General features: G+C 71.5%; 15 protein-coding genes, 1 tRNA gene and 1 riboswitch. Of the genes, 5 read left to right on the forward strand and 11 right to left on the reverse strand.

Features of this window, described 5'->3' with window-relative positions; translation table 11 throughout:
* Positions 1-382 precede the first annotated feature (382 nt).
* The 3 genes from groL to thrC all read right to left on the reverse strand — a co-directional run bounded on the left by groL (position 383) and on the right by thrC (position 3,968).
* On the reverse strand, positions 383-2,011 hold the full coding sequence (groL, locus tag BLS70_RS06510) for a chaperonin GroEL (protein WP_091764789.1): 1,629 nt from the start codon (positions 2,009-2,011) through the stop codon (positions 383-385).
* Between the two features lie 252 nt (positions 2,012-2,263).
* Positions 2,264-2,464, reverse strand: a complete 201-nt coding sequence (locus BLS70_RS06515) for a cold-shock protein (RefSeq protein WP_089306482.1) — start codon at positions 2,462-2,464, stop codon at positions 2,264-2,266.
* Positions 2,465-2,666: 202 nt separating this feature from the next.
* On the reverse strand, positions 2,667-3,968 hold the full coding sequence (thrC, locus tag BLS70_RS06520; RefSeq protein ID WP_218122302.1) for a threonine synthase: 1,302 nt from the start codon (positions 3,966-3,968) through the stop codon (positions 2,667-2,669).
* A 12-nt stretch (positions 3,969-3,980) separates the two neighbouring features.
* Positions 3,981-4,107: riboswitch (SAM riboswitch) on the reverse strand.
* Between the two features lie 50 nt (positions 4,108-4,157).
* Between thrC and BLS70_RS06525 the strand changes: the two genes are divergently transcribed.
* Entirely contained in the window at positions 4,158-4,988 is an 831-nt protein-coding gene (locus tag BLS70_RS06525; protein ID WP_255362272.1) for an HAD hydrolase family protein, read from the forward strand.
* Between the two features lie 81 nt (positions 4,989-5,069).
* Here the strand turns inward: BLS70_RS06525 and BLS70_RS06530 are convergent, their stop codons facing one another.
* From BLS70_RS06530 to rarD, 5 genes are all read right to left on the reverse strand, one after another.
* Complete coding sequence (locus BLS70_RS06530) at positions 5,070-5,933, reverse strand: ABC transporter permease (protein WP_091764791.1); 864 nt, start codon at positions 5,931-5,933, stop codon at positions 5,070-5,072.
* Positions 5,930-8,740, reverse strand: a complete 2,811-nt coding sequence (locus BLS70_RS06535; protein ID WP_255362273.1) for an alpha/beta fold hydrolase — start codon at positions 8,738-8,740, stop codon at positions 5,930-5,932. The genes BLS70_RS06530 and BLS70_RS06535 overlap by 4 nt, the downstream gene beginning before the upstream one ends.
* A 92-nt stretch (positions 8,741-8,832) precedes the next feature.
* The gene (locus BLS70_RS06540; protein WP_143030354.1) at positions 8,833-10,038 is read right to left on the reverse strand and encodes a LytR C-terminal domain-containing protein; all 1,206 of its coding nucleotides are present in this window, start codon (positions 10,036-10,038) and stop codon (positions 8,833-8,835) included.
* Between the two features lie 111 nt (positions 10,039-10,149).
* Positions 10,150-10,485, reverse strand: coding sequence for a DUF3263 domain-containing protein (locus BLS70_RS06545; RefSeq protein WP_091764794.1), 336 nt, complete (start codon positions 10,483-10,485; stop codon positions 10,150-10,152).
* 122 nt (positions 10,486-10,607) lie between these two features.
* A complete protein-coding gene (rarD, locus tag BLS70_RS06550; RefSeq protein WP_091764795.1) occupies positions 10,608-11,525 on the reverse strand; it encodes an EamA family transporter RarD in 918 nt (305 codons plus the stop codon).
* A gap of 42 nt (positions 11,526-11,567) precedes the next feature.
* Between rarD and BLS70_RS06555 the strand changes: the two genes are divergently transcribed.
* A complete protein-coding gene (locus tag BLS70_RS06555) occupies positions 11,568-11,966 on the forward strand; it encodes a DUF5313 family protein (protein WP_091764796.1) in 399 nt (132 codons plus the stop codon).
* A 15-nt stretch (positions 11,967-11,981) separates the two neighbouring features.
* On the opposite strand, the gene BLS70_RS06560 is transcribed toward BLS70_RS06555, so the two are convergent.
* The 3 genes from BLS70_RS06560 to BLS70_RS06570 form a co-directional block, all read right to left on the reverse strand.
* Positions 11,982-12,054, reverse strand: a tRNA-Thr gene (locus BLS70_RS06560).
* A gap of 120 nt (positions 12,055-12,174) precedes the next feature.
* Entirely contained in the window at positions 12,175-12,477 is a 303-nt protein-coding gene (locus BLS70_RS06565; RefSeq protein WP_218122303.1) for a hypothetical protein, read from the reverse strand.
* Between the two features lie 328 nt (positions 12,478-12,805).
* Positions 12,806-13,141: a hypothetical protein gene (locus BLS70_RS06570; protein ID WP_218122304.1), complete on the reverse strand. Its 336-nt coding sequence runs from the start codon at positions 13,139-13,141 to the stop codon at positions 12,806-12,808.
* A gap of 592 nt (positions 13,142-13,733) precedes the next feature.
* Between BLS70_RS06570 and BLS70_RS06575 the strand changes: the two genes are divergently transcribed.
* The 3 genes from BLS70_RS06575 to BLS70_RS06585 all read left to right on the forward strand — a co-directional run bounded on the left by BLS70_RS06575 (position 13,734) and on the right by BLS70_RS06585 (position 16,198).
* The gene (locus BLS70_RS06575) at positions 13,734-13,976 is read left to right on the forward strand and encodes a hypothetical protein (RefSeq protein WP_091764797.1); all 243 of its coding nucleotides are present in this window, start codon (positions 13,734-13,736) and stop codon (positions 13,974-13,976) included.
* Positions 13,977-14,026: 50 nt separating this feature from the next.
* Positions 14,027-14,935 carry a hypothetical protein gene (locus tag BLS70_RS06580; RefSeq protein WP_143030355.1) on the forward strand — a complete coding sequence of 303 codons (909 nt, stop codon included), beginning with the start codon at positions 14,027-14,029 and terminating at the stop codon, positions 14,933-14,935.
* Positions 14,936-15,049: 114 nt separating this feature from the next.
* A complete protein-coding gene (locus BLS70_RS06585) occupies positions 15,050-16,198 on the forward strand; it encodes a hypothetical protein (protein WP_143030356.1) in 1,149 nt (382 codons plus the stop codon).
* Positions 16,199-16,295 lie beyond the last annotated feature (97 nt).

Below are 16,295 nucleotides of genomic sequence, written 5' to 3' on the forward strand. Positions count from 1 at the left end.
GCGCCGTCAGATCACGGCGCGGAACGCCGCGCTGTTCGACGTGCAGCGCCAAGTCCTCGACGTGCCCTGCCACTGGTCCGCCGTCCCCCACGGGTCGATCCACAGCTCGACGGTTCACACGACCAGGCAGCCATCCGCGCGACGAGCCGTGACGGAGGCCGCAGCACCGGCGCCACCGCTGCCGTGCAACCCGGGGACTGCCGGACGATCACCACCCTCCCCCGCCGCGCAACTGCAGGGAAGTAGGGGTCCGGACGCGGTCGTAGAAGCCAACTTCCCCGCAGTTGGCCACGGCGCGGCCCCTGGAGACGCCGACAGGGGCGGCCCGCTCGGAAGCGGACCGCCCCTGCCGGGCAGTGCTGGTACTACGGGAGGGTCGGACTCAGAAGTCCATGCCGCCCATGCCGCCGTCGCCGCCGGGCATGGCCGGAGCGTTCTTCTCCGGCTTGTCGGCGATGACGGCCTCGGTGGTGAGGAAGAGCGCCGCGATGGAAGCGGCGTTCTGCAGCGCCGAGCGGGTCACCTTGGCGGGGTCGATGATCCCGGCGGCAACGAGGTCCACGTACTCGCCGGTGGCGGCGTTGAGGCCCCAGCCGGTGTCGGAGTTGCGGACCTTCTCCGCGACGACGCCACCCTCGAGGCCGGCGTTGATCGCGATCTGCTTCAGCGGCGCCTCGAGCGCGACGCGCACGATGTTGGCACCGGTCGCCTCGTCACCCGTGAGCTCGAGCTTGTCGAACGCGACGGCCGTGGCCTGCGCGAGAGCAACGCCACCACCGGCGACGATGCCCTCCTCGACGGCGGCCTTGGCGTTGCGCACCGCGTCCTCGATGCGGTGCTTGCGCTCCTTGAGCTCGACCTCGGTCGCGGCGCCGGCCTTGATCACCGCGACACCGCCGGCCAGCTTGGCCAGGCGCTCCTGCAGCTTCTCGCGGTCGTAGTCGCTGTCCGACTTCTCGATCTCGGAGCGGATCTGGTTGACCCGGCCCTGGATCTGGTCGGTGTCGCCCGAGCCCTCGACGATGGTCGTCTCGTCCTTGGTGACGACGACCTTGCGGGCGCGGCCGAGCAGCTCGAGGTCGGCGTTGTCGAGCTTGAGGCCGACCTCCTCGCTGATGACCTGGCCACCGGTGAGGATGGCGATGTCGGTCAGCATGGCCTTGCGGCGATCACCGAAGCCCGGGGCCTTGACGGCGACGGACTTGAAGGTGCCACGGATCTTGTTCACGACCAGGGTCGCGAGGGCCTCGCCCTCGACGTCCTCGGAGATGATGGCCAGCGGCTTGCCCGACTGCATGACCTTCTCCAGCAGCGGGAGCAGGTCCTTGACGGTGCTGATCTTCGAGTTGACGACGAGCACGTACGGGTCGTCGAGGACGGCCTCCATGCGCTCGGTGTCGGTGACGAAGTAGGGCGAGATGTAGCCCTTGTCGAAGCGCATGCCCTCGGTGAGCTCGAGCTCGAGGCCGAAGGTGTTGCTCTCCTCGACGGTGATGACGCCTTCCTTGCCGACCTTGTCCATCGCCTCGGCGATGAGCTCGCCGATGGCCGGGTCAGCGGCGGAGATCGACGCGGTGGCGGCGATCTGCTCCTTGGTCTCGACGTCCTTGGCGGTCGAGAGGAGGTACTCGCTGACCGACGCGACGGCGGCCTCGATGCCCTTCTTCAGGGCCATCGGGTTGGCGCCGGCGGCGACGTTGCGCAGACCCTCGCGCACGAGCGCCTGGGCCAGCACGGTGGCGGTGGTGGTGCCGTCACCCGCGACGTCGTCGGTCTTCTTGGCGACCTCCTTGACGAGCTCGGCCCCGATCTTCTCCCACGGGTCCTCGAGCTCGATCTCCTTGGCGATGCTCACACCATCGTTGGTGATGGTGGGCGCGCCCCACTTCTTCTCAAGAACGACGTTCCGGCCACGGGGGCCGAGGGTCACCTTGACGGCGTCGGCGAGGGTGTTCATGCCTCGCTCGAGGCCGCGGCGCGCCTCTTCGTTGAACGCGATCATCTTGGCCATGTGGTGATGTCCTCCGAGCATGGATCGCTGCACGGCCGGGTGGGTGCCCGCGACGGACGACACCAGCGGACGTGGACGCTCCTTCGGCCCACGGACCGGTGCCTCACCGTTCCGACCTGATTGGCACTCAGGAGCCCCGAGTGCCAGAAACGAGTCTGGCACTCTGCCCTGCCGAGTGCAAGAACGGGGGGTCCGGACGCGACGGAGGCCCGGTCCCTCGCGGGACCGGGCCTCCGGGTGGTGCGGGGGTTCTCAGGCGCTGCGCACCGCGTCGGCCTGCGGGCCCTTGGAGCCCTGGACGACCTCGAACTCGACGCGCTGCCCCTCGTCGAGGGACTTGTAGCCGTCCATCTGGATGGCCGAGTAGTGGACGAAGACGTCCTGGCCGCCGTCGACGGCGATGAAGCCGAAGCCCTTCTCGGCGTTGAACCACTTCACGGTGCCCTGTGCCACGTGTGCTCCCACGTTCGTGCGTGCGGTCGCCCCACCGCGGATGGTGGGACGAGGTCTCTCTCTTCCGCCCGCGAACACGAACATGGAGGTCGAACCGCGCGAGAACCTACAACAGAGTGACCTGCGGCACACCGCTTTCAGGCACGACTCGTTCCCGGATCCGGGGATGGGTCGTCACCCGTTCCGGTGACGACCGCGGCGATCAGCCGATCAGCCCGGCTTCCCGGGCCGACTTCAGCGAGGGGTCCACGCGGTGCGTCGGGCCGACGACCGGCTCCAGCGGGTCGAGCGTCTTGAGCCCCTCGCCGGTGTTCAGAACGACGGTCTCCTTGGTGCGGTCCAGCCGCCCGTTCTCCACGAGCTGCCGGAGGACGGCGACGGTCACGCCGCCCGCGGTCTCGGCGAACACCCCCGTGGTGCGGGCCAGGTCGCGGATCCCCTGCACGATCTCGTCGTCGCCGACCCGGCCGACCGCGCCACCGGTACGGCGGATCGCGTCGAGGGCGTAGGGGCCGTCGGCGGGGTTGCCGATGTTCAGCGACTTGGCGATGCCGCTGGGCTTGACCGGCTTGACGACGTCCCAGCCGTTGTCGAAGGCGGTCGCGATCGGGTCGCACCCGGCCGACTGCGCGCCGAAGATCGTCCACTCGGTGGCCTCGACGATGCCGGCGGCGGTCAGCTCGCGGAAGGCCTTGTCCACCTTGGTGAGCAGCGAACCCGACGCCATGGGGATGACGACCTGGGCCGGGATGCGCCAGCCGAGCTGCTCGGCGAGCTCGTAGCCCATCGTCTTGGAGCCCTCGGCGTAGTAGGGCCGCACGTTCTGGTTGACGAAGGCGGTGTCCTCGAACTCGTCGGTCTCGGCGAGCTCGCTGGTCAGCCGGTTGACGTCGTCGTAGGAGCCGTCGACGGCGACCAGCGTCTGCCCGTAGACGGCCGACTGCACGATCTTCCCGGGCTCGAGGTCCGACGGGACGAACACGAACGACGGCAGGCCCATGCGGGCGGCGTGCGCGGCGACCGAGTTGGCCAGGTTGCCGGTCGAGGCAGCCGCGATCTTCGTGTAGCCCAGGCCCTTGGCCGCGGTGGCGGCGAGGCTGACCACACGGTCCTTGAACGAGTGCGTCGGGTTGGCGGAGTCGTCCTTGACCCACAGGCCGCCGGTGAGCCCGAGCTCCTCGGCGAGGCGGTCGGCGCGGACCAGCGGCGTCATGCCCGGATCCAGGGAGACGCGGGAGGCCGGGTCCTGGCCCACGGGAAGCAGGGCGACGTAGCGCCAGATGTTCTGCGGGCCGGCCTCGATCTGCTCGCGGGTGACGGCCTTCATCAGCTCGGGGTCGTAGTCGACCTCCAGCGGGCCGAAGCACTCGGCGCAGGCGTGCTCGGCGATGAGGCCGAAGGTGGCGCCGCAGTTGCGGCAGATCAGCCCACGGGCCGGACACGGGGGAACGGGGCCACCGGCGTGCGAGTCGGCCTGGAGAGAACCCGGAGCGGTCAGAGTCATGCGACGACTACCTCCTCATCTTCCCTGCACCGGGCCGTCGAGCCGCGCAGGACGGAATTGGCACCTCCCGCTGCGCGAGCGCAGTCGGCGGTTGCCGGGGCTTCATCGGGCCGTGTCCCTCTGCCCCTCTGGATGAGTGAACGACGGCAACTCTACCCACCGCCGGCGGCGGCCGGAGCGCCGGACAGGATGGGGCGCGTGGCAGCGCGAATCGTCTACACCGACCTCGACGGCACGATGGTGGGACCGCGGGGGTCGTTCTGGCACACCGCAGCCCGCGACCTCACCGCCGAGCCGGCGACGGCGCTGCTGGAGCTGCACCGCGCCGGCGTCCCGTTGGTGCTGGTCAGCGGCCGGACGTTCGAGCAGGTCGTGGAGGCCGCGCGGATCTTCGCCGCCGACGGCGCGATCGCCGAGCTGGGCGCGATGCTGAGCTGGGACGGCGGCCGGGGCACCCACCGCTTCACCGGTGAGCTGCCGGCCGAGCACGCGGGCCGGACGCCGATGGAGGTCATGGCATCCCTCGGCGTCGTCGAGGAGCTGGTGGCCGCCCACCCCGGCCGGCTGGAGTGGCACGCGCCCTGGCACACCACGCACGACACCGACGCGCTGCTGCGCGGCCGGGTCGACCCCGTCGCCGTGGATGCCTGGCTGGCCGAGCGCGGGCTGGGCTGGCTGACGCTCAAGGACAACGGCGCCATCCCGGCGACCTCCCGGATGACGCTGGACCCTGATCCCGCGCCGCCGCGGGTCTACCACCTGATGCCGCGCGGGATCTCCAAGGGCACGGCCATCGCCTGGGACCTCGAGCGCCGCGGCATCGAGCCCGCCGACGCCGTGGCGATCGGCGACAGCGTGAGCGACCTGGACATGGCGCCCGCCGTCGGCCGGCTCTGGATCACGGCCAACGGCGCAGCGGTCGACGGGATGACCGACCGGATCGCCGCCGTCCCCAACGCGACCGTCACCGGCGCCCCGATGGGCGAGGGCTGGGCCCAGGCCGTTCGCGCGAGCCTCTAGCCCGGTGCGGCAAGCGCTTCGTGCACGAACCGTCGCATCACGCGCCGACGGACGACCGTTCGTGCACGAATAGCGGAACCGCTAGCTGGTCACGTCGCGGCGGGCGAAGTGGCGGAAGCCCAGGGCGGTGAAGACGGCGGCGTAGACCAGCGACTGGACCATCCCGCGGAACAGGTCGCCGTCCGAGACCGGCGTCTGCAGCAGGTCGGTCCAGGCGAACTCCCCCGCGGTCGGGAACCAGTCGCGCAGCGAGCCCAGCTGCTCCACCTGGTCCAGGATCGCGAAGACGAACATCGTGAACACCGCCCCACCGACAGCGGCCAGCGGTGCGTCGGTGATGGTCGAGAACCAGAACGCCAGCGTCCCCACGACCAGCAGGTGCACGGCGAGGTAGCCGAGCATCCCGGTCAGGCGCACGAACCCCTCGCCCTGGGACAGGGTCACGCCCACCGGGGTCTCGATGGGTCCGAAGCCGAAGGCGAGCGAGCCGGCCAGCACCGAGACGGCGGTGAGGGTCAGCAGCGCCCCGACGGAGAGCACCAGCGCGGCGAGCCACTTCTGCCGGAGCAGCCGCATGCGCGGCACCGGCGTCGCGAGCGTGTACCGCAGCGCGCCCCACTGGGCCTCGCTGGCGACGGTGTCGCCGAAGAACAGCGCGTACACGACCACCAGGAAGAAGCCGGTGGTCGCGAACAGCACGAACAGGGTGAAGTTCAGCCCGCTGGCGGTGGCGACGTCGACCAGGTTGATCCGGTTGTTCTCGCCGGCGTCCTCGCTCGCCCCCAGCTTCAGGGCCGCGATGAGCAGCAGCGGCAGCGCGACCATGAGGGCGACGACGCCGAGGGTGCGCCGGCGGGCGAACTGGCGGCGCAGCTCCACGGCCAACCGCAGCGTGCGGTTCGGCCGGTAGCCGGCCGCCGCCCCGCTCGCCTGGATCCCGGTCATGACTGCCCCACCAGCGCCAGGAAGGCGTCCTCGAGTCGACGGCGTGGCGTGAACTGGTCCACGGCGATGCCCGCCTCCACCAGCGCGCGCAGCGCCACGTCGCGCGGCACGCCGCCGAGCTCGGCGACCAGGCCGTCGTCGGTCCGCCCGGCGCTCACCCCCGGCAGCTCGGTCAGCACGGCGATCGCCCGGTCGGTGTCGGCCTCGGCCACCCCGACGAGCACCGCGCCGCCGGCGCCGACGATCTCCTCGACGGTGCCCTGCGCGATCTTCTGCCCCTTGGCCATGACGACGACGTGGCTGCAGGTCTGCTCGATCTCGCTGAGCAGGTGGCTGGAGACGATGACGGTGCGGCCGGTCGCGGCATAGGAGCGCAGCACCTCGCGCATCGCGTGGATCTGCGGCGGGTCCAGCCCGTTGGTCGGCTCGTCGAGCACCAGCAGGTCGGGCAGGCCGAGCATCGCCTGGGCGATCGCGACGCGCTGGCGCATGCCCTGGCTGTAGCGGCGCACCGGCCGGTCGAGGGCGGCGCCGAGGCCGGCGACCTCGATCGCCTCCTCCATGTGCGCGTCCTCCGCCGGGCGGCCGGTGGCGGCCCAGTACAGCCGGAGGTTCTGCCGCCCCGAGAGGTGCGGCAACAGCCCGGTGCCCTCGACGAACGACCCCAGCCGGGACAGCACCGGGGCCCCCGGACGGGCCGCGTGGCCGAAGACGCTGATCCGCCCCTCGGTGGGCTGGATCAGCCCCATGAGCATGCGCAGGGACGTCGTCTTGCCGGCGCCGTTGGGTCCGAGCAGGCCCAGGACCTGGCCGCGGCGCACCTCGAAGGACAGGTCGCGCACGGCCACGAAGCCGTCCTTGTAGGCCTTGGTCACACCCTCGAAGCGCAGCGGCACGTCCTCGCCGTCGGGCTCCACCGCGCTGACCAGCCGGTCGCGGCGCCGGCCGAGCAGCCGGGCGGCAGCCCAGCCCAGCAGGCCGAGGAGGACGAGGCCGCCCAGGAGCAGCCACCAGCGAGCGGAGCCGCCGGCCGCCTCGGTCGTGCCCGCGACCTGCGGCACGCTCACGCCGGCCCCGGCGTCCGCGAGCGCCACGGAGTACACGGCCGGCTCCGCGGGCAGGGCGAAGGCCTGGTCGGTCGAGGAGACCACCACCCGCATCGTGTGGCCCGCCTCGAAGCGGTGCACGATCGCCGGCAGCGTCACCTCCACCGTGGTGGGCTGCGCCGGGTCGGCGGACAGGCCGGTGAGCTGCAGCGGCGCCACGAGGCCCGCGGGGAGCACCGTCCCGCCACCGGGCGCGACGTCGTACAGCTTGGCGAACAGCGTGGCCGAGCCGCTGGCCGAGGAGACGTCGAGCGCCACCGTCGGGGCGCCCACCACCTCGACGGCCGAGTCCAGGGGCGCGCTCTCGAAGCTCGCCGACTGGCCGGGGATCTCCAGCGTCGACCCACCCAGCGCGGCGGTCAGCGCACCCAGGCCGGGCACCGTCGTCAGGGCCGCCGGCGTCCCCCCGGCGGGGTTCACCACCGGTTGCAGTGAGCCGGTCAGCTCCACGTCGGTCCGGCGGACGGGCTCCTCGCCGTCCAGACCGGGATAGCTCCCGGCGGTGACCGTGCGGGTGCCACCCTGGACGCGGCCGACCGTGCCCGCCGTCCCCAGGCCCGTGGGGGCGGGGAACTCGAAGGCCGGGCGCTCGACGTCGGCGTCGCGCAGGTGCACGTCGAACCAGTCGGCGACGGCGTCGCGCAGCTCGTCGGTGACCCCGTCGGAGGCCGGGGCGTCGTGCCCACCGGCGTACCAGAGCACCTGCACCGGTGTGCCGTTCGCGGCGATCCCGCGGGCGTTGGCGTCGGCCTGGCCCAGGCCGAAGAGCGAGTCCTGGGTGCCCTGGACGAGCAGCGTCGGTGCCGAGATCCGGTCGAGGACGCCGGCCGGGCTGCCACGGTCGAGCACCTCGGCGGCCTCCGGCGTCAGGGTCCCGGTCGAGGCGGCGGACTGGTAGGCCGCGCACACCTCGGGGCTGAACCGGCCGCAGGTGAGCGCCTGGGTGACGTCGTCGACGTCGACGTCGGAGGGCACCGGGCCGCCGTCCTGCGGACCGGACCCGCCGAGCACGTCCAGCAGGTCGCCCGAGGGCGCCGCCCCCAGACCGAAGAAGATCCCGGACCACAGCCGCTTGTGGACGCCGGCGCCGCCCTGCGGGGTGGCCGCCGGGGTGCCGCCGGGTACCGCGCCGCTCTGCGACGGGAACAGCGCCGAGGTCAGCGAGTTCCAGGTGATCTGCGGCGCGATGGCGTCGATGCGCTGGTCGTAGGCCGCGCCCAGCAGTGCCAGGGCACCGCCGTAGGAGGCCCCGCCGACGCCGACCCGAGGGTCGCCGTCGCCGTCCTGGACGACGTCGTCCCGCTCGGCGAGGACGTCGACGAGCGTGCTGAGGTCGGCGACCTCGCGGTCCGGGTCGTCCAGCCCGATCTGCCCGGTGCTGTCGCCGAACCCGCGCGCGGAGAAGGTCAGGACGACGTAGCCGCGGCCGACCATCGCACGGGCGTCGTCGGCCACGGACTGCTTGCTGCCACCGAAGCCGTGCGCCATCACCACCGCGGGCGCCGGCAGCTCGTCCTCGGCCGGCAGGTAGAGCGTGGTGTCCAGCTCCACGGCGTCCGCGCCGGATCCGCTGGGAACGCGGGCGTCCTCGGTGCGCACACCGTCGGCGGCAGCGGCCGGACCGGCCCCGGCGAGGACTGCGGCGGCGACCAGGGGCAGGAGGACGGCGAGCGCACGCCGGGCGCCGGAGCGCGGACGCACGAGCCCGCGGGAGCGACGCACGAGGGGGCCAACGGACGACGCGCGGTGGGTGTTCCGCGCGGCGTCAGCGGTGGTCGGTCAAGGCTGCTGGATCAGGGCGTCCACTCGCCGGCCGCGACGACGACCAGGCCCGGTGTGGTCACGTCGGCGGGGAGGTCGAAGAAGCGCAGCGCCGGCCCCTGCAGCTGGGGGAACTGGTCGATGAGCTGGAGGGCCGCCTGACGCTGGGTCTCGTCGCCCTCGGTGTAGTAGACGGTCGAAGCGGCCACGTCGTCGCCCTCGTAGGCGCCGACACCCGCGGCCTCCCAGCCCCCGCCGACCACGGCGCCGGAGATCTTGGCGGCCAGACCGGTGATGTCGGTGGCGTTGAGCACGGTGACCGGCACGCGCACCGGGGTGCTCGGCGCGACCTCTTCGACGGGAGCCGTCGCCTCCCCCGTGTCCAGCTCGGGCAGGGGCGGGAGCGGCGTGACGGGGGCGACCGACGTGGTCGCGGGGGTGTTCCGCGTCACGGCGGAGGCCTCGTCGGCCTTCGGGGAGGTGACCTGGTAGACGCCCAGCACGCCCAGGGCGACGACGCCCATGGCGACCAGACCCTTGGCCACGCGGCGCGGAGCCCGGCGGGGCTCGTCGTCCAGGAGGGCGACGCCGCTGTCCTTGGCTGCCTTCCGGCGGGCCTCGTCGGCCGCCTGCCGCTCGGCGCGCAGCGCGGCGCGGCCACCGACGGCGGAACGCGAGGAGGAGCGGACGGGTCGCGCCTGGAACTCTCCCTCGAGGTCGGGGATGTCCTCGTCGCGCTGGGCCACCGAGCGCTCGGGGATCAGCGAGGTGGACGGGGCCGGGGTCAGCGCCGCGCGCATCTCCTCCTCGGAGGGGAGCTCGCCGGAGCGGGAGGGCTTGGTCCAGTCGCCGTAGCGGGAGTCCGACGCTCCGCTGGTCTGCCGCGGCAGGCGGGGCGCGGGGGCGCCGCTGCCGATGCCGGTCGGGCCGGTGCTCAGGGGCTCGGCGTCGTCGTCCGCCCACACGCGCTTGCGGCGGGCGGCTGCCGCCTCGGCGGCACGGAGGCTCTCGGCGAGCGCGCCGGCGCGCTCCTCGAGGGGGGCGGAGGGACGCGCCGAGACGGGGACCGGCGGCAGCGGCAGGCGCGAGCGGGACACCGGTGCACCCGGGTCGGCCGGCCGCTTGGCCACGGCGGCTGCGGTGGGACGGCGCGGAGGGGTGGGCTCCAGGCGGGCGCGCTCACGGCCGGGCGCGGTCGGGTGATCGCTCAGCCGGGCGTCGGGAACGCCTCGCCACATCGCGTCGGGAGCATCCGTCCGACGACGGCCACCGACCACCGGAGAACTCGTCCCGTCACTGCCTGATCCCGCGTGCCTGCCCACGGTGACCAAATCTAATGCTTGTAACTCCTATTGCCCAGGACCCCGGGACGGACGCGTCCGTTGCCGTGCCGCCCGCACCCGCCGCAACCGCCGGACGAGCAACGGGTCGGCCGCCAGGGCCTCCGACCGGTCCACCAGGGCGTTGAGCACCTGGTAGTAGCGGGTGGGGCTCAGTGCGAAGCGGTCCCGGATCGCCGTCTCCTTGGCGCCGGCCGCCCGCCACCACTGCCGCTCGAAGGCGAGCATCGCCAGCTCGCGAGAGGTGAGCCCCGGCCCTGCGACCTGCACGGATGCCGGCGCGAGCGCCTCCGCGGCGTCGTCGTCCCGTGCTGCCGCAGCCGCCGGGACGAGGTCGGTGCTCATGCTGGTCTGCCCTCCTGCTGGACCGGGCCGACCCGGGGTGCGGGCGGCTCGGGGGGAACCGTAGACGGGACCTCCGACAGTTCCGGGCAGCTCCGGAGGACCGCCGCGGACGGCGGCAGAGGTCACAGTCCGGCGGGCACGACCGCCGGAATCGACCGGCGTGTCCCTGCACGGGCGTGTCGCAGGGTGTCGGCCGTGAAGACGGCCAGGGCCAGCCAGACGATGGCGAAGCCGGCCAGCCGGGCCGGGGGCATCGCCTCGTCGTAGACGAAGACTCCGACGGAGAGCTGCATGAGCGGGGTGAGGTACTGCAGGAGCCCGATCGTCGACAGCGGGATCCGCCGAGCGGCCGCGGCGAACAGGAGCAGTGGGACGGCGGTGGCGATCCCCGAGCTGACCAGCAGCAGCGCATGGCCGGTGCCGGCGTCGCCGAACGTCCCTGTGCCGTCGGAGTGCAGGAAGCCCAGGAGCGCGACGGCCGGCAGGGCCATGACCGCCGTCTCGAGGAACAGGCCGGGCGCGGCCTCGACCCGGACCACCTTCTTGAGCAGCCCGTACAGACCGAAACTGGCCGCCAGCCCGAGGGCGATCCACGGCGGCCGGCCGTAGTCGACGGTGAGCACCGCGACGGCGATCGCCGCGATCGCGACCGCCAACCACTGCAGCCGGCGCAACCGCTCCCCGAAGACGACCACCCCGAGCAGGACGCTCACCAGGGGGTTGATGAAGTAGCCGAGCGAGGTCTCGACGACGTGGCCGGAGTTCACACCGTAGACGAAGATCAGCCAGTTCGTCGCGATGAGCACCGACGCGCCGGCGAGGACCAGCACCGTGCGCCGGTCGACGACGGCGGACCGGACGAGCCCCCAGCGGCGGACGGCGGTCAGCAGCAGGGCGACGAACAGCAGCGACCAGACGATGCGGTGGGCCACGATCTCCACCCCGCCGGCCGGCTCCAGGAGCGGGAAGTAGAGGGGGAACAGGCCCCACATCGTGTAGGCGGCCAGGCCGGAGAGGACCCCCAGGCGACGCTCGTCCACGGTGCGTCACCGTACGCCCGCAGGCGGCCTACCTTCGTAGGCGTGGGGAGCGAACGGCCGAACCCGGCGCAGTGGCTCTGGTACGCCCTCGGCGGGGGTCTCCCCCGGCGGCTCTCCCCGTGGGTGCTGGCGGACACGACCTGTCGCACCTGGATCTGGCGGCACTACGCCCGGGCGATGGTGCAGCTGTTCCCCGTCGTCGTGCTGTGCGTCCTGGTGCCCCCGGTACCGCTGGCCTACCGGGTGTCTGCGGCGGTCGGCGGGCTTCTCATCGGGCTGCTGTTCTCGACGGCGTTCATGACCGAGACGATCGAGCACCGGGCGGTCAAGGCCGGCTACCCGCCGGGGACCGCCGGCCGGCTGCGTGCGGACCGGGCCGAGCGGGACCGGGTGGAGCGGAAGGCGCGCTACCGACGGGACGGCGCCGGCAGCTTCGACTGAGCCGGACGGGAACTGAGCCGACGAGGGGACTTGAACCCCTAACCGCCCGATTACAAGTCGGGTGCGCTACCAATTGCGCCACGTCGGCGGGACATGGGAACAAGTCCCGGGACAAGTCTAGGGACAACGCCGGGAACAACTCGGCGGCGGCGTCTGGGCGGCGAGCCCAGGCGCCAGCTCCCCTCGTGGTGGACGGTCGTCACTCCGGTCAGAGGTCCCGCCACCTCGCTGGCAGCGCGGCGAGCGCCACGCCCGGGTCCCAGTCGGCCGGTCGCTCCTCGGGAGCCTGCCAGGTGCGTCCCCGGTCGACCCACGTCTCACGCGACCGCCGGACGAGATCGTGGGTCACGTCGTCGATACCGGATTCACTCCCGCAACAGGGGCAGATCAGGTACTGCGGCACGCCGTCGGAGAACCGCTCATCGGGGTGGTCGTCGTAGCCGCACACCCGGCAGAACGTCTCCCTCGTACCGATCACCACGGTGTCGATGCCGTTGAGGCGGCGGCACAACCTCTCGACCTCGGAATCAGTCCAGCGCCGCGGCCGCCCGCGGAACCGCCACGGAAGCCGCACCGACACAGTCCCGTCCGGCATCCTTCGCGCGCCGTCGAGCAGCTGGCCGGGCCAGGACCCCCCAGGTCGATGACGTCCCACAAGGCGCGGCCCAGGACCTCGCCGGTCCGGCGCACCACAACGCCGTCGTGCTGCGCCGAGACAACGAAGTGCAGGGCGCTGACGTCCTCGACGATGGGGACGGCCCTGCCGTCCGGCCACAGTTCGGCGAGCACCCGGGCGGCAACAGAGCCAGCGCGGCGCATCAGGTCCTCGGTCGCGTCCACTACCCGACCTTCTCGTCGAGCGAGGCCCGCATGCGACCGAGGGCCCGGAGCACCTCGTCGCGGTGCTTGGCCTCCTTCATCCACGCCGGCAGGTACCAGGACAGCCCCGACGGGCCATCAGGCCGTTCCCGCAGAGTCGCGCCGACGTAGGCCTCGAGGTAGTCCAGGTGCGCCTCGTTGTTCGCCCACAGCAGGTGGCCGCCGCAGCACTCGGTGCGCAACCACAGCGGCACGCCGAACCGGCCGTCATGCCCCTCGGAGAACGCGTACTCGTCGTCCTTGAGGTACTGCCCGGTGTCCGGGTGCTGCCAGTGCCCGTGGTCCCGCCTCGGCACGACCGGCCGACCGCCGACCCGGACGTGCAATCGGTCCCCCGCCCACTCCCGCGTCAGCGTGCAGCTCGGGCACAGGAGTCGAGCGGTACTGCGCCCGGTCTCCTTCGCCGTCGCACGGCTGCCACACCTCGGACAGACGACGAAGATGGGATCGCGCCACGGCAGGGCGTCCGGCTCGCGGAACCGCGTCGGCTGCCCACCCTCGGTCACCGCGGGACCGTATCGCCGACACGCAGCCCTCCACCGCACCGGCGCGGCACATCACCTCCAATCGGGCGCCGGTGCGAGCAGGACCCCGGAGTGGTCTCCACGCTGCTCTGCCACCGGCGCGGCACATCACCTCCTCTCGGGCGCCGGTGTGAGCAGCGGGCCGGTCTCTCCTCGGCACTGCTGCGTTCATCTCTGTTCAGTTCGTCGGAGCGGAGCCCAGCGGGCGGTAGCCGTCCAGCTCGCCTTCCCTCGAGCCGACTGGAAGGTTCGGAGTGCAGGGCCGTGCGTCAGTCATCCGCATGCCGTCCCGACTGTCACCCCCAGTGGCTAACGTCCACTGACGGGTACGGCAGCGATCGTTGGAGTTCCCGATGGAGGACTGATGACCAGCGGCAACTTCAGATTGGAACTGCTCGACAGCGACATCGAGGTGCCTTGTCCGAGCTGCGAGTACCCGGTGTGGGTCCGCTTGGTCGAGGTCGTTGCCCGATGCGCCGTCCTCTGCCCGTCCTGTCGATGCCGGATCTGGCTCACGGATGCCGACGGGTCGGTACAGAACGCAGCAAGTGAGGTTCAGGACGCGATGAACGCCCTGATGCGCGAACTGGGAGGGATGTTCAAGTGAGGTATCAGCAAGACCTTCAGGTCGCGCTCCGGGACCGTCTACGCCGTCTCATGACGGCCACCTACACGGCCTACGGCCACGAAGCGGCCCTCGTGTGCGACTGGATCTCGAACCAGGCGGGGCTGCGCGCGATCCTCACCGACATCGCTGGGGCCGAGTCGGACGTCACGGTCGACGACTGGGAACAGGCCTGCGGGCAGGCTCAGAACCTTGTCTGGCGGACAACGACCGAGGCGGGACGAGCTCGCCTCATCTGGGAATGGTTGAAGAGCGTGGCGGAGCAGGACGTCCCCATCCACAACCGTCCGATAACGATGATCAGCAGTGAACGCAACCTGAACGCCATCCTGCGTGAAGTCACCGAGTCGGTCGTCATGCCGCTCTTCGACTACCTGGGCGAGCGGATCGGCAGCGAGAGCAGCGTCCTGTACCACCTTGAGCGCTACGTCCGGCGGGTCGAATGGTTCGACCGGGACGACCTCCACGAGCGCTACACGGCGAACACCCGCCAGGGCGAGAAGGTCTACGACGACCATCTCCGCCGCTTTCTGTTCGACCAGGGCCTCGACATGCCCTTCTCCCAGCCCAAGTCCGCATCCGGCCTCTCCGACGTCATCGGCGAACTGGACACCGACGACCCCCTCGTCTGCGAGGTCAAGGTGTTCGACGCCGACGGCCACGACAAGCGCGGCATCACCTCCGGCGTCCACCAGGTCATCCACTACGCGCAGGACTACGGGAAATCGACCGCCTACCTCGTCGTCGTCAACCTGAGCGGCCGCGCCCTCGAACTCCCGACGGACGGCACAGGAAAGCAGTGGCCCCCCTTCGTGGACATCGCAGGCGTCCGCGTGCACCTGATCGCGGTCAGGGCCCTTCCTACTGTCAGCGCCAGCAAGATGGGCAAGGCCCGACCGGTCGCGATCACCCGCGAAGACCTCGCCGACCCTGATGCCTGAGAGCCGGCCACATCCCACCAACCCGGCTCGGTGTGCGAGGGATACCTCCGACTCCGTTGCAGCCGCCACAGGAAGGCAGGGACACGCGAGCGATCCGCTGGAGAGTGAAGTCGCGTGACTGAGTCCTCAGCATTAGGAGCGCCGTGGACGGATGCACAACAGACGCTGGCTGATGGCCTCGTATCGGTCTGGGTGGAGCATGGCCGGTGGCCGACCTACCAGTGGGTCGATCACTTCATGCGTCGCGCTGGGTTGGAGCCCCTCGCGACGCTCGCCTCTTTCCCAATCATCGGCAGCCAGCAACACAACACCCGCAGCTACGCGGACGTGGCCTACGAATGGTGGGGGGTTGCACCCAGCCCTGACAGCACGGTGCGACTGACCATCTGTGGAGTAGCCCACCAGCCTCACGTCCCTCAGTGCAACGTCAGGGTCAATCTCTTCCTCGCGCTGCTGCGTACCGCCGCGGAAGTTGAGCGTGACACCGACATCGATCCGGTCACCGTGACACCGATCGCGCTGACCAGCGCCGATCTGGCGAAGCGCATTCGAACCCCACTCGACCGGGTCAACGACCTCTACGACGTTGTGTCCGACGAACCTCTGCAGGGAGTCGGAGGGCGCGGCCGCGCGCCGGACGGCAGCTGGCGCATCGACCTCGACCCCGGGATTCGCGTCTACCAAGAGATCCGCACCGTCGACGACTACCTGACTTCAGTTCGTGCGGACCTCACACCGGCGCCGATGCCGCCGCCACCCCGTGTGCTTCCCAGCCCGGTGAGCCTTGCGACCGCGCTGGGGTACCTCGACGTCACCTGGCAACTGCACGCCGGCAAGCGGCTGCAGCAGGAGGTCACGGATCTCGCCGGGGCGACTGCCCTCGCCTTCGACGTCGGGAATGAGGACGAGTTTCGCAGCAGGTGCAGCGCGCTGATGGATCTGACCAAGAACTGGAACGTCCCTGGCCTGTCGGGTGCCGGCGGCGGCCATCCGGTAGAACGGCTCGCTGCCTACCTCGACACCAAGCTGGCCGAGGACGAAGTCGCGGACGCACGTACCGCGCTCGACGTCCTCGACGCTGTGCGCCGAATCCGCAGTGGTCAGCAGCACGCCCACAAGTTCCATGAAGCCGTCGAAGCACTGAACGGGCTGGGCATCAGCGGCCCCCCGTTCGACTGGTCGACGGCTTGGTCGACGCTCCGCGAGCGCGTGACCGTCGCTGTGCTGGATCTGCGGGACGCCGTCAGCCGCCTTCCGCGTTAGAAGATCGCGACGCAGTGCCGATCGCGACGCAGTGCCGATCGCGACGCAGTGCCGATCGCGACGCAGTGCCGATCGCGACGCAGTGCCGATCGCGACG

Origin of the sequence: Blastococcus aurantiacus (assembly GCF_900102425.1) — a bacterium.
In the GTDB taxonomy this organism is placed as follows: Bacteria; Actinomycetota; Actinomycetes; order Mycobacteriales; family Geodermatophilaceae; genus Blastococcus; species Blastococcus aurantiacus.